10 protein-coding genes are annotated in these 12,492 nt (G+C 69.9%); 8 read left to right on the top strand and 2 right to left on the bottom strand.

Features of this window, described 5'->3' with window-relative positions:
* Positions 1-28: 28 nt before the first annotated feature.
* Both ABN611_RS30810 and ABN611_RS30805 read right to left on the bottom strand, forming a co-directional pair.
* Positions 29-1,261 carry a hypothetical protein gene (locus ABN611_RS30810; protein WP_350275774.1) on the bottom strand — a complete coding sequence of 411 codons (1,233 nt, stop codon included), beginning with the start codon at positions 1,259-1,261 and terminating at the stop codon, positions 29-31.
* Positions 1,258-1,968: a helix-turn-helix domain-containing protein gene (locus tag ABN611_RS30805; RefSeq protein WP_350275773.1), complete on the bottom strand. Its 711-nt coding sequence runs from the start codon at positions 1,966-1,968 to the stop codon at positions 1,258-1,260. The genes ABN611_RS30810 and ABN611_RS30805 overlap by 4 nt, the downstream gene beginning before the upstream one ends.
* 56 nt (positions 1,969-2,024) lie before the next feature.
* Here ABN611_RS30805 and ABN611_RS30800 point away from each other — a divergent pair, with 56 nt between their 5' ends.
* From ABN611_RS30800 to ABN611_RS30765, 8 genes are all read left to right on the top strand, one after another.
* Positions 2,025-2,753, top strand: a complete 729-nt coding sequence (locus ABN611_RS30800; protein ID WP_350275772.1) for a DUF2249 domain-containing protein — start codon at positions 2,025-2,027, stop codon at positions 2,751-2,753.
* 139 nt (positions 2,754-2,892) lie between these two features.
* The gene (locus ABN611_RS30795; protein ID WP_350275771.1) at positions 2,893-4,170 is read left to right on the top strand and encodes an MFS transporter; all 1,278 of its coding nucleotides are present in this window, start codon (positions 2,893-2,895) and stop codon (positions 4,168-4,170) included.
* Positions 4,167-7,838 carry a nitrate reductase subunit alpha gene (locus ABN611_RS30790; protein WP_350275770.1) on the top strand — a complete coding sequence of 1,224 codons (3,672 nt, stop codon included), beginning with the start codon at positions 4,167-4,169 and terminating at the stop codon, positions 7,836-7,838. The genes ABN611_RS30795 and ABN611_RS30790 overlap by 4 nt, the downstream gene beginning before the upstream one ends.
* Entirely contained in the window at positions 7,838-9,511 is a 1,674-nt protein-coding gene (gene narH, locus ABN611_RS30785; protein ID WP_350275769.1) for a nitrate reductase subunit beta, read from the top strand. The genes ABN611_RS30790 and narH overlap by 1 nt, the downstream gene beginning before the upstream one ends.
* Entirely contained in the window at positions 9,508-10,206 is a 699-nt protein-coding gene (gene narJ, locus ABN611_RS30780; protein WP_350275768.1) for a nitrate reductase molybdenum cofactor assembly chaperone, read from the top strand. Before narH ends, narJ begins: the two co-directional genes overlap by 4 nt.
* A 1-nt stretch (position 10,207) precedes the next feature.
* Positions 10,208-10,924, top strand: a complete 717-nt coding sequence (narI, locus tag ABN611_RS30775; protein WP_350275767.1) for a respiratory nitrate reductase subunit gamma — start codon at positions 10,208-10,210, stop codon at positions 10,922-10,924.
* A 93-nt stretch (positions 10,925-11,017) separates the two neighbouring features.
* A complete protein-coding gene (locus tag ABN611_RS30770; protein ID WP_350275766.1) occupies positions 11,018-11,992 on the top strand; it encodes a hypothetical protein in 975 nt (324 codons plus the stop codon).
* Positions 11,993-12,011: 19 nt separating this feature from the next.
* Positions 12,012-12,491: a GyrI-like domain-containing protein gene (locus tag ABN611_RS30765; RefSeq protein ID WP_350275765.1), complete on the top strand. Its 480-nt coding sequence runs from the start codon at positions 12,012-12,014 to the stop codon at positions 12,489-12,491.
* The last annotated feature ends 1 nt before the right edge of the window (position 12,492 follow it).

Raw genomic sequence — 12,492 nt, 5'->3', positions numbered from 1 at the left:
CGGCTGCGACGGCCTGTCGCGCGCCGAATCAGTCGGCGGATCGTACGGCGCCACCCCGCTTGACCTTCAGGGAAGCGCGGATGGCGAGGATCAGCAGCGGCAGGAACGACGCAAGCGCCGCCAGTACGACCACCGAGCACGACACCCGGACGGCCGCCGGCACCGGCAACGCGGACACCAGCAAGGCCCCGTTCGCCGCGACCACTCGCGTCGCGGCAAGACGGTCCAGGACGTCGTTCGCGGCGCGTACCGGGCCAGGGCCCCCGCCGAGTGCGACCGGGATCAAGTACGACAGTGCTCCGAGCAGGAGCTGAACGCCGAACCCGGCCGCCAGGAACGGCGTGAACCAGGTGAACCTGGCATCCAGGTGAGCCCAACCGCCCGACGTGATCACGACGCCCGCCAAGGCGATGAGACAGCCGAGCAACCAGCACAGGGCGGCGAACACCGAGTACGTGGCATACGAATCCGGGGTGCTGGATCGGGCGGCTGCCACGAACGAGCGGGCCAGCACGCACAACCCTGCCAGGTACGCGAGGTACCCGAGCACGGTGATCAGCCGGACATCGGCCAGCGCCCCGCCCGCGGCCAGGACGACTCCGGACAGCAAGATCGGAAGGCCACGCCGTGCCGCTGCCTCAGCGCCGGGCGCTATCCGGGTCCGCAACATGGTCGGCCACAAGGTGACCAGCGTCCCGAGTGCGGTCAGGCCGATCCACCCCAGAAGGTTGATCGACGCGTGCGCGACCAGCAGGCGCACATGCCAGGGATCAGCCTGCACCTTCACCAGCAGCACACCGATCGTGACCCCGACCGGCAGCAGCGCTGCCGCCGCGACGTGGAACCGGACCGTCACCGCGAACCGGGCCGGAAGCGCGGCACGCAGCTGCGCCAGCAGTCCGACGCCGTGCCACCCGACAGCAACAACCACCGCGACAGCGCCGGCCAGGGTGACGAACCAGTGCGCCGCCGCCACCCCGACGGCGACACAGGCTCCCCCGACGTTCAGCATCAGCAGCCGCAGGTTCTGCTCACGACGTGCGGTCGGCCTGATCGGCGTCCGCAGGAGTGCGTCGGCGAAATGGCGGCTCCAGACCACGATCGAATGGGTGGCGGCACCGAGCAGCACGAGGTGGATCAACAGCCAGCGCGGAGCCGGAACAACGGGATGCGCCACGGCGACCACCACGGCAGCGAGCAGCCAGAAGACGACCGGGAGGTCGCGCAGCGGCCAGAAGCCACGGGACGGACGGCCGCTCATCGCGGCGCCCGTTCCACCGGCGGTACGACGAGCCGGCAGGCATCGGGCTCCGCGAACGGCAGCAGCCGACTGCCGGCCGGGTCGGCGCCGTACTCCTCGAGCGCCCCGCGGACGATTCCGAGGTGCACCGCGCAGACCACCTCCGGGTAGCGGTGCGCGGCCTCGAGCAGCGGGCACCGCGTGAGCCGCACCTGCGCCGGGGCCGCGCCGTCCTCGGGCTCGAAGCCGAGCTCGTCCAGCAGGCCGATCACGTGCCGGCGCGCGGCCTCCGGCGCGACGCGGCGCGCTCCGCGATCGCGTGCCAACTCGTGTCCCCAGTCCTCCCCCGCCGTCGCCGCGGTTTCGGCCGGCGTGTCGCTGGTCCGGACGATCGCCGCGGCCAAGGCAGCGGCCAGACCGGCGTACTCCGATCCCGTGCCCTCCCCGGCGGTCGCCGCGTACAGCCAGGCCGGGCGACCGCGGCCGGACGGCTCGGCGCGGAGGCGGCGCACCAGGCCGCGCCGGCGCAAACCGTCGAGGTGCTCGCGGACCGTGTTGGCGTGCAGCCCGGTCGCCTCGACGATCGCCGACTGCGCCAACGGCTCGGACTGGCGGCTCAGCAGGTCCAGCACCGCGGACCGGGCCACCGAGAGCCGCCGGGGCGACCGGCTGCCGTCCCGCGGTCCCCAGCCCGAACGAGGTGAGCCGGATCGCGTGTCATTTTCCACGGAGCTTAGTATAGTAAAAAATACGGGGCGGGAACGTGGGGAGAGGAACACCGACCATGAACGACGTTGTGATCGCGTCCGACCAGGGCGACGCCGCGGCGGCGGAGGCCGTCGAGCGACACCATGCCGAAATGGCTGCCGCGTTGTCGTGGCGCCGGGAGGCACTGTCCACCGCGACCGCGGCTCGCAGGTACTCCGAGGCCGACAAGGCTCAGCTCGCGCTGACCGACTGGTGCCGCTCGGAGCTCGTGCCGCATGCGCTGGCCGAGGAACAGACTCTCTACGCAGCGGCCGCCCAGCGGCCCGAGGCGCGGCTGCTGGTCGAAGCGATGCTCGCGGAGCACAAGGTGATCGTGCGGCTGGTCGACGACCTCGCGGCCGCCACGGACGTCATGACCGCCGCGGAACTGGCCCGTGCACTCGAGGTGCTGTTCGGTGCGCATCTGGCCAAGGAGAACGCGCAACTGCTGCCGCTCCTGGTCGCCGCGCCGGACGTGTCGGTCGCCGACCTGCTCGGCGGCATGCATCAACTCATCGGCCACGCGCACGCACAGGACGACGTGCAGCTCGACAGCCGCGTCATTCCCCATGCGATCCGGCACAAGACGATCTTCGACGCCCTTGACCGCCTGCACCCCGGCCAGCGCCTGGTGCTGGCGGTGTCACACGATCCGTTGCCGCTGCTCGCGCAGTTGCAGGAGCGGTCGCCGGACACCTACGTCGTGACCTACCTCGAGCAGGGACCGGAGACCTGGCGGTTGTCGTTCCTGCGCCCGAAGGACTGACGGACCAGGGACTTTCGGCCCTGTCGCCGGCACTCCCCCGATGCGGACGATGAGTCCCGGGCCCCGGCCGCAGCACACGGTTTGCCGAACTGCGGTCTGGGCACGTCGTCTGTATCGGCCGATGAGGGAGCACGAGAACGTGGACCGAAGGATTGGCGCCGGCGGCTCCGGTGGCGAGGTGAATCCGCGGCATCGCCAGGCGACATCACCGTGGTTGATGCTCGTCGTCGCCACCGTGGGCTTCGCGGTGAACTTCTGGGCCTGGGCGCTGCTGAGCCCGCTCGGGCCCCTGTTCCGATCGGAAGGCACCCTCGGCAGGCTGTCGGAGTCCGACGTCGCGCTGCTGGTCGCCGTACCGGTGGTGGTCGGGTCGCTCGGCCGGATCCCGGTGGGTGCCCTCACCGATCGGTACGGCGGCCGGCTGATGTTCCCGCTGGTGTCGGCCGCGACGATCGTGCCGATCCTGTTCATCGGGTTCTTCGCCCTCGAGTCGTACGCCGCACTGTTGATCGGTGGGTTCTTCCTCGGCATCGGCGGCACCACCTTCGCGGTCGGCGTACCGTTCGTGAACGCCTGGTTCCCGCCGGAGCGCCGCGGGCTCGCGGTCGGCGTCTTCGGCACCGGCATGGGCGGTACGGCGATCAGCGCCCTGACCACGGTGACGCTGTACAGCGACGCGGGCCACCGGGCCCCGTTCCTGATCACCGCCGCCGCGCTCGCGGCCTACGCCGTCGTCGCCTGGCTGGTACTGCGGGACGCGCCGGGCCGCGCGCCCGCCGCGGGCTCGCTGATCAGCCGACTGGTGGCGAACGCGCGACTCCCGATCAGCTGGCAAGCCTGCATCCTGTACGCGGTCGCCTTCGGCGGCTACGTGGCGTTCTCCGTCTACCTGCCGTCGTACCTCAAGACCGCCTACGACCTGAGCGCTGCCGACGCCGCGAACCGGATGGCCGGGTTCGTCGCGGTCGCCGTGCTGATGCGGCCCGTCGGCGGCTGGCTGTCGGACCGGTTCGGTCCGATCCCGGTACTGGCCGGCTGCTACGCGGTCGTCGTAGTGGGTGCCGCGGTCGCCGCCACCACACCGTTGCTGGAGCACATCGGGACGGTGGCGTTCCTGTCGATGGCCGCGGCGCTCGGCGGCGGGAGCGGCGCGACGTTCGCGTTGGTTGCCAAGGTCACCGATCCGGCCCGGGTCGGTGGAGTCACCGGACTCGTCGGCGCCGCCGGTGGTCTCGGCGGCTTCGTACCGCCGCTGATCATGGGCTACGTCTACGGCCGCACACAGTCCTACGGCATCGGCCTGACGATGCTGTCGGTCACGGCAGCCTTGACGCTGCTGCTCACGGTGACCATCGTGAGAAGAACTGCCAACGAAACCTCCCACACCGGACAGGCGATCAGCGAGGAAGCTGCATGACCACTGGGGAACGGCCGGCACCCACCACCGATCTCGGGCTCGACGACGGACTGACCGAGGCACTCGTCCGGACCCGCCGCTACTTCACCAGAGGCAAGGTCTCGGACGACCTGCGAACACTGACCAAACAAGGCGGCCGCGCCGCCGACGACTTCTACCGGGACCGCTGGAGCCACGACAAGGTCGTGCGCTCGACGCACGGCGTGAACTGCACCGGGTCCTGCTCCTGGAAGGTGTACGTCAAGGACGGCATCATCACCTGGGAGACCCAGCAGACCGACTACCCGTCGGTCGGCCCCGACAAACCGGAGTACGAACCGCGCGGCTGCCCGCGCGGCGCCGCCTTCTCCTGGTACACCTACTCCCCCACACGGATCCGCTACCCCTACGTCCGCGGGGTCCTGCTCGACCTCTACCGCAAGGGCAAGGCGGAGTACGGCGACCCGGTCGAGGCGTGGGCGCACATCGTCGACGACCCGGCGCTGGCGCAGCAGTACAAGTCGGCGCGCGGCAAGGGCGGTCTGGTTCGCGCCACGTGGGAGGAAGCGACCGAGCTCGTCGCCGCGGCGTACGTCCACACGCTGAAGAAGTGGGGGCCGGACCGGATCGCCGGCTTCTCCCCCATCCCGGCGATGTCGATGGTGTCGCATGCCTCCGGAGCGCGGTTCACCTCGCTGATCGGCGGCACGATGCTGTCGTTCTACGACTGGTACGCCGACCTGCCGGTGGCGTCACCACAGGTGTTCGGCGACCAGACCGACGTACCGGAATCCGGTGACTGGTGGGACGCCGGCTACCTGATCATGTGGGGCTCGAACCTGCCGGTCACGAGGACGCCGGACGCGCACTGGATGGCGGAGGCGCGCTACCGCGGGCAGAAGGTGGTCGCGGTCGCGCCGGACTACGCGGACAACGTCAAGTTCGCCGACGAGTGGTTGCCTGCGGCACCCGGTACCGACGGGGCGCTGGCGATGGCGATGGGACACGTGATCCTCAAGGAGTTCTTCGTCGACCGCGAGACGCCGTACTTCACGCGGTACGCCAAGACCTACACCGACCTGCCGTACCTGATCCGTCTCGAGGAGACCGGCGGCAGCTACCGGCCCGGCAAGTTCCTCACGGCGGCGGACCTGGGGTCGGACGAGGAGCACGCGGCGTTCAGAACCGTCGTTCTCGACACGACCACCGGCGAGCCCGTGATCCCGAACGGCTCCCTGGGCCACCGCTTCGGCGAAGCGGGCAAGGGCAAGTGGAACCTCGATCTCGGCACCACCGACCCACTCCTCACACTGCTGGGCGATCAGGGCGTCCCGGTGACGCTCCCGAGATTCGACGCGCAAGGGGACGAACTGCTCCGCGGCGTACCGGCACGGCGCGTCGGCGGGCAGCTCGTCACGACGGTCTACGACCTGCTGCTCGCGCAGTACGGCGTACCGCGGCCAGGGCTTCCCGGTGAGTGGCCGGCGTCGTACGACGACCTCACGCCGTACACCCCCGCCTGGCAAGAACCCATCACCGGCGTACCGGCCGCGGCCGCGGCGCGGATCGCGCGGGAGTTCGCGCAGAACGCCGAGGACTCCAAGGGCCGGTCGATGATCATCATGGGCGCCGGGACCAACCACTGGTTCCACTCCGACACGATCTACCGCGCGTTCCTGGCCCTGACCACCCTCACCGGCTGCCAAGGCGTGAACGGCGGCGGCTGGGCGCACTACGTCGGCCAGGAGAAGTGTCGCCCGATCACCGGCTGGGCGCAGCTCGCGTTCGGCCTGGACTGGTCGCGTCCACCCCGCCAGATGATCCAGACCGCCTACTGGTACCTGCACACCGACCAGTTCCGTTACGACCAGTTCGGAGCGGACGCCTTCTCGAACACCCCCGGCAGCATGAGCGGCAAGACCACCGCCGACCTGATCGCGCTCAGCGCGCGGCTCGGCTGGATGCCGTCGTACCCGACCTTCAACCGCAACCCGCACGACATCGCCGACGAGGCACAGGCGGCCGGTCGTCCGGTGGGCGAGCATGTGGTCGACCAGCTGAAGTCGGGCGACTTGCGGTTCGCCTGCGAGGACCCGGACGCGCCGGAGAACTTCCCCCGCATCCTGTCGATCTGGCGCGCGAACCTGCTCGGCTCGTCGGCCAAGGGCAACGAGTACTTCCTCGAGCACCTGCTGGGCGCGGGTTCCTCGCTGCGGGCGAGCGAGGGTGTACATCCCCAGGACGTCGAGTGGCACGACGAGGCGCCGCGCGGCAAGCTCGATCTGCTGCTGACCCTGGACTTCCGGCAGACCAGTACGACGCTGTTCTCGGACGTCGTGCTGCCCGCGGCGACTTGGTACGAGAAGCACGATCTCAACACCACCGACATGCACCCGTTCGTGCACTCGTTCAACCCCGCGATCGCGCCGCCGTGGCAGACCCGGACGGACTGGGACGCCTGGCAGACGATCGCCGCGAAGTTCAGCGACCTCGCCGCGACCCATCTCGGTACGCGCCGTGACGTGGTCGCCGTACCGCTGCTGCACGACACCCCGGACGAGCTCGCCACCCCGCACGGAGTCGTCCGCGACTGGAAGGCCGACGACTGCGAGCCGGTCCCCGGCGTCACGATGCCGAAGCTCGTCGAGGTGGAGCGCGACTACGCCGCGGTCGCCGCGAAGATGTCCGCACTCGGTCCACTCATGGACAAGCTCGGCGCCACCACCAAGGGCATCACGTACGACGAGAACGCGTCCGTCGACTACCTGCGCGCCAAGAACGGCACCGTCCGCGGTGGGCCCGCCGACGGCCGGCCGTCGCTCGAGCGCGACATCCACGCCTGCGAAGCGATCCTCGCGCTGTCAGGCACCACGAACGGCCGGCTGGCGACCGAAGGCTTCAAGACGCTCGAAGCCCGGGTCGGGAAGCCGCTGCACGATCTCGCGGCCGAGCACGAGGGCAAGCAGATCACGTTCGCCGACACGCAGGCCGCACCGGTCCCGGTCATCACCTCACCGGAGTGGTCCGGCTCGGAGTCGGGCGGGCGCCGGTACTCACCGTTCACGATCAACGTCGAGCGGCTGAAACCCTGGCACACCCTGACCGGCCGGCAGCACTTCTACCTCGACCACGACTGGATGGCCGAGCTCGGCGAGAACCTCCCGGTCTACCGGCCGCCGCTCGACATGGGGGCGCTGTTCGCCGAACCGAAGATCGGCTCGACGACCGAACTCGGCGTCACGGTCCGGTACCTCACTCCGCACAACAAGTGGTCCATCCACTCCGAGTACCAGGACAACCTGTTCATGCTGTCGCTGAGTCGCGGCGGGCAGACGATCTGGATCAGTGATCAGGACGCGGCCAAGGCGGGCATCGCGGACAACGACTGGATCGAGGCGGTGAACCGGAACGGCGTCGTCGTCGCCCGGGCGATCGTCTCGCACCGGATGCCGGAGGGCACGGTCTACATGCATCACGCGCAGGACCGGCTGATCGACGTACCGCTCGCCGAGACCTCGAAGAAGCGCGGCGGGATCCACAACTCGCTGACCAGGCTCCTGATCAAGCCGTCGCACCTGATCGGCGGCTACGCGCAACTGTCCTTCGCGTTCAACTACCTCGGCCCCACCGGCAACCAGCGTGACGAGGTCACCATGATCCGCAAGCGTTCGCAGGAGGTGACCTACTGATGCGGGTGATGGCGCAGATGGCGATGGTCATGAACCTCGACAAGTGCATCGGGTGCCACACGTGCTCGGTGACCTGCAAGCAGGCGTGGACCAACCGGACCGGGACGGAGTACGTCTGGTTCAACAACGTCGAGACGCGGCCCGGTCAGGGCTATCCGCGGACGTACGAGGACCAGGAGACCTGGAAGGGCGGCTGGACACTCACCAAGCGGGGCCGGCTGACGCTCAAGGCAGGCGGCCGGCTGAAGAAGCTGCTGACGATCTTCTCGAACCCGAAGCTGCCGTCGATCCACGACTACTACGAGCCGTGGACGTACGACTACGCGAACCTCACCGACGCTCCGGCGCAGCAGCACACGCCGGTCGCCCGGCCGAAGTCGCTGATCTCCGGCCAGGACCTGAAGATCTCCTGGTCGGCGAACTGGGACGACGACCTCGGCGGGTCGGCCGCCACCGCCGAACGCGACCCGGTGCTCCAGCAGATCCGGCAGAAGGTCGGCGACAAGGTCAAGTTCGAGTTCGAGCAGACGTTCATGTTCTACCTGCCGCGGATCTGCGAGCACTGCCTCAATCCGTCGTGCGCCGCGTCCTGCCCGAGCGGCGCGATCTACAAACGGACCGAGGACGGCATCGTGCTGGTCGACCAGGACCGGTGCCGCGGGTGGCGGATGTGCATCTCCGGCTGCCCGTACAAGAAGGTCTACTTCAACCACCGCACCGGCAAGGCGGAGAAGTGCACGTTCTGCTTCCCGCGCATCGAGGTCGGCATCCCGACGGTCTGCTCCGAGACGTGTGTCGGCCGGCTCCGCTACATCGGGCTGATGCTGTACGACGCCGACAAGGTCCTCGCCGCCGCGTCCACTCCGGACGAGCACGGTCTGTACGAGGCCCAGCGCGACGTCTTCCTCGACCCGTCGGATCCCGCCGTACGGCGAGAAGCCGAGCGGGCCGGGATCCCGCACGACTGGATCGAGGCGGCGCGACGCTCGCCGGTCTACGCGCTCATCAACAAGTACAAGGTCGCGCTGCCGCTGCACCCGGAGTACCGCACGATGCCGATGGTCTGGTACATCCCCCCGTTGTCCCCGGTCGTCGACGTCGTCCGTGAGACCGGCGAGGACGCGGAGCGCAAGGACAACCTGTTCGCGGCGATCGACGCCCTGCGGATCCCGATCGAGTACCTCGCCGAACTCTTCACCGCCGGCGACACGGCCCCTGTCGACCAGGTCCTGCGCAAGCTCGCAGCGATGCGCTCCTATATGCGCGACATCAACCTCGGCCGCGACCCGGACGCGGCCATTCCCGCGGCCGTCGGCATGGCGGAGGAAGACATGTACGACATGTACCGGCTGCTGGCACTGGCCAAGTACGACGAGCGCTACGTCATCCCGGCCGCCCACAGTGAGCAGGCCCACGCGCTGGAGGAGCTGGCGACCGAGTGCTCCCTCGACTACGACGGCGGTCCGGGCATGGGTGGCTCCGGGCCGTTCGGCGAAGGTTCGGGCGCTCCGACACCGATCGCGGTCGAGAACTTCCAGATGCTCAAGGACCGCCAGTCCGGCGACACGGTAGCCTCCCCCGCGGACAAAACCGCGCGGGTGAATCTCCTGAACTGGGACGGCAAGGGGACACCCAGCGGCCTGTTCCCGCCGAAGTCGGACGAGCCGCGATGAACCATCCGGCCCCCGCGCTTCCCGCCCACCAGCTGACCCTCGCCTGGCAGACGGCCTCGCTCCTGCTCGACTACCCCGACTCGGATCTGGCCGGGCGCCTCGACCTCGCGCGGCGAGCGGTCGCCCAGCTGCCCGCGGACCTCGCCGGACCGCTGGGCGCGACCGTCGAACAGCTTGCTGCCGGCAACCTCTCCGACCTCCAGCAGTCGTACGTCGAGACCTTCGACAGCCGTCGCCGCCACAACCTGTACCTGACCTACTTCGCTCACGGCGACACCCGCCGCCGGGGCGTCGCGCTGTTGCGGTTCAAGCAGACGTACCTGCGATCCGGGTTCCTGCTCGACGAATCTGAGCTGCCCGACCATCTGTGCGTCGTACTGGAGTACGCGGCCACCGTCGACCAGCGACTCGGATGGGAACTGCTCCTCGACCACCGCGCCGGGCTCGAGCTGCTCCGGCTGGCCCTCGCGGCGGCCGGCTCCGCCTGGCACGGCGCCGTCCAGGCAGTGACCGCGACGTTGCCGGCCCTGCGCGGCACCGAACTCGAGGCCGTCCGCAGACTCGCGGCCGACGGCCCGCCCGCCGAAGAGGTCGGGCTGACGCCGTACGGCACGCCCCGGCTGGACGCGGCGCTGGCCGACACCGGACCGGACCGACCGGTCGACCTGCCGATGCCGACCGTGCGAGGAGCCTGAGATGGACCAGTTCCTGTGGGTCGTCGTGCCCTACATCTGCCTGACCGTGTTCGTTCTCGGCCACTTCTGGCGCTACCGCTACGACAAGTTCGGCTGGACCACGCGTTCGTCGCAGCTGTACGAGGACCGGATGCTGCGCATCGGCAGCCCGCTGTTCCACTTCGGCATGCTCGGCGTCGTCGGCGGCCACGTGATCGGCCTGCTGATCCCGGAGTCCTGGACCGCGGCCATCGGCGTCACCAAGGAGATCTACCACGTCGTAGCGGTGGTCGGCGGGATGATCGCCGGGCTGCTGGCGCTGGCCGGCCTGGCGATCCTGATCTACCGCCGCCGCACCGTCGGGCCGGTGTTCTCGGCCACGACCCGGATGGACAAGGTCATGTACGCCTTCCTCGCGGCGGCGATCGTCCTCGGCATGTGGAACACCATCGCCGGTTCCATCCTGTCCGTGGGAGGTCACTACGACTATCGGGAAGGTGTGTCGGTCTGGTACCGCTCGTTCCTCGCGTTCCAGCCCCAGCCGGACCTGATGGCCGACGCCCCGATCGGCTTCCAGCTTCACGCGCTCGTGGCCTTCGCCCTGTTCGCCCTCTGGCCGTTCACCCGCCTCGTGCACGTCTTCAGCGCTCCGGTCGGCTACCTCACCCGCCCCTACATCGTCTACCGCACCCGCGACCGCCAACTCACCGGCCACTCCCCCCGCCGCGGCTGGGACTGACGGGCCGAAGGACCTACTGGGTCGGGACCGTTCGCCGCTGCCGGTCCGGCGGCGGGAGCGGCAGGCTGCTGCCATGGTGAGGAAGGAGACACCGTGAGCACGACTCAGTACCTCACGAAGGACGAGGTGGGCATCCTGCTCACCGCAGCGGCGCACGCGCCGTCGATGCACAACACGCAGCCCTGGCAGTTCGACATCCAGGGCGCGGTGATCGACGTACTGCGGGACGCCGAGCGCACCCTGCCCGTGGCCGACACGGCGGGGCGGATGACCCGGATCGGGCTCGGCGCGGCGGCCTTCAACCTGCGCGTGGCGGCTGCCGTGCTCGGCCATGAGACGACGCTCGCGTTCGAGCCCGATCCGGCGGTACCCGCCGTGGCCGTGCGGGTCTTCCTGGCCGGGCGCAAGGTCCCGGTCCCCGGACTCAGCTCGCTGTACGGCGAGGTGGGCCGGCGGCACACGTACCGCGGCCCGATGCTCGATGCCGCCGTGCCGCCGGAGGCGCGGCGCGCCCTGACCGAAGCGGCGCGAGCCGAAGGCGCCCAGCTCCACTGGCTCGACGGGCACCAGCGCACCGAACTCGGCCGGATCCTCGCCGTCGCGAACGAACGCGACATCCACGACGAGGACCGGCTGCACGAACGCATGCGCTGGATCGGCGGCGAACGCGACGGTGACGGAGTACCGGAAGCCGCGCTCGGGCCGCTGCCGGAGGGACCGGCCGCCGTCCGCGATCTGGCGGCCGGATTCGACCGGGACGGCCGCGGCCGCGCGGTGTTCGAGCACAAGCCGGCCATCGCGATCCTCAGCACCGTCAGCGAGGACTCACATGCCTGGATCCGGGCCGGCCTGGCGCTGCAGCACGTGTTGCTGACGGCAAGCTCCTACGATCTCGCCACGTCGTTCCTCAATCAAGCGCTCGAGTACGCCGATCTGCGCGAGGACGTCCGCCGGCTGATCGGCCGCACCAGCTGGCCGCAACTGATCATCCGGTGCGGTTACCCGGCGCAGAGTTCGAACCATGCGCCGCGCCGCCCGTGGGAAGCGACTCTCGAGGAATGGCGCTGACCCGATCGGAGGCGCAGACATGCACACCGAGTCACGAACGGTTCCGGCCCAGCGCACCGCGGTCATCCGTGCGACCCTGGGCCGCGACGAGCTGAGCGCCTGGATCCCCGCTGCGCTCGACCAGGTCGCGAGCTACCTTCGCAGGCACGAAACAGCTCCGAGCGGTTTCCCCTTCGCTCGCTACCACGTCCGGTCGGAACACCGGTACGACGTCGAGGCCGGCTTCCCGGTCGGCACTCGCATCGACGGGGACGGCACCGTCCAGCCCTCGACCCTGCCGGGCGGCAACGTCGTCGTCGCCTGGCACATCGGCCCGTACGACGGCCTGGGCGAGGCGTACGAGTCCGTGGACGAGTGGCTGCGCACCGCCGGCGCCGTCCGGTGCGGCGCCGCGTGGGAGGTCTACCACGACCCACCGACCCGCGACCCGCGCTTCTGGCGCACCGAGGTCGTCCAGCCGTGCCGCCTCGCCGCCGAACTGGTCCGAGAGGGCGCGTGAG

Origin of the sequence: Kribbella sp. HUAS MG21, from assembly GCF_040254265.1 — a bacterium.
Classification (GTDB): Bacteria; Actinomycetota; Actinomycetes; order Propionibacteriales; family Kribbellaceae; genus Kribbella.
Note: the sequence above shows the minus strand (reverse complement) of the source record. Positions and strands in the feature narration are given on the sequence as shown.

Excerpts from the sequence above, each read along its gene's own strand:
- narH (WP_350275769.1), top strand. The coding sequence starts at position 7,838 with ATGCGGGTGATGGCGCAGATGGCGATGGTCATGAACCTCGACAAGTGC.
- ABN611_RS30800 (WP_350275772.1), top strand. The coding sequence starts at position 2,025 with ATGAACGACGTTGTGATCGCGTCCGACCAGGGCGACGCCGCGGCGGCG.
- ABN611_RS30810 (WP_350275774.1), bottom strand. The coding sequence starts at position 1,261 with ATGAGCGGCCGTCCGTCCCGTGGCTTCTGGCCGCTGCGCGACCTCCCG.
- narJ (WP_350275768.1), top strand. The coding sequence starts at position 9,508 with ATGAACCATCCGGCCCCCGCGCTTCCCGCCCACCAGCTGACCCTCGCC.
- narI (WP_350275767.1), top strand. The coding sequence starts at position 10,208 with ATGGACCAGTTCCTGTGGGTCGTCGTGCCCTACATCTGCCTGACCGTG.
- ABN611_RS30790 (WP_350275770.1), top strand. The coding sequence starts at position 4,167 with ATGACCACTGGGGAACGGCCGGCACCCACCACCGATCTCGGGCTCGAC.
- ABN611_RS30765 (WP_350275765.1), top strand. The coding sequence starts at position 12,012 with ATGCACACCGAGTCACGAACGGTTCCGGCCCAGCGCACCGCGGTCATC.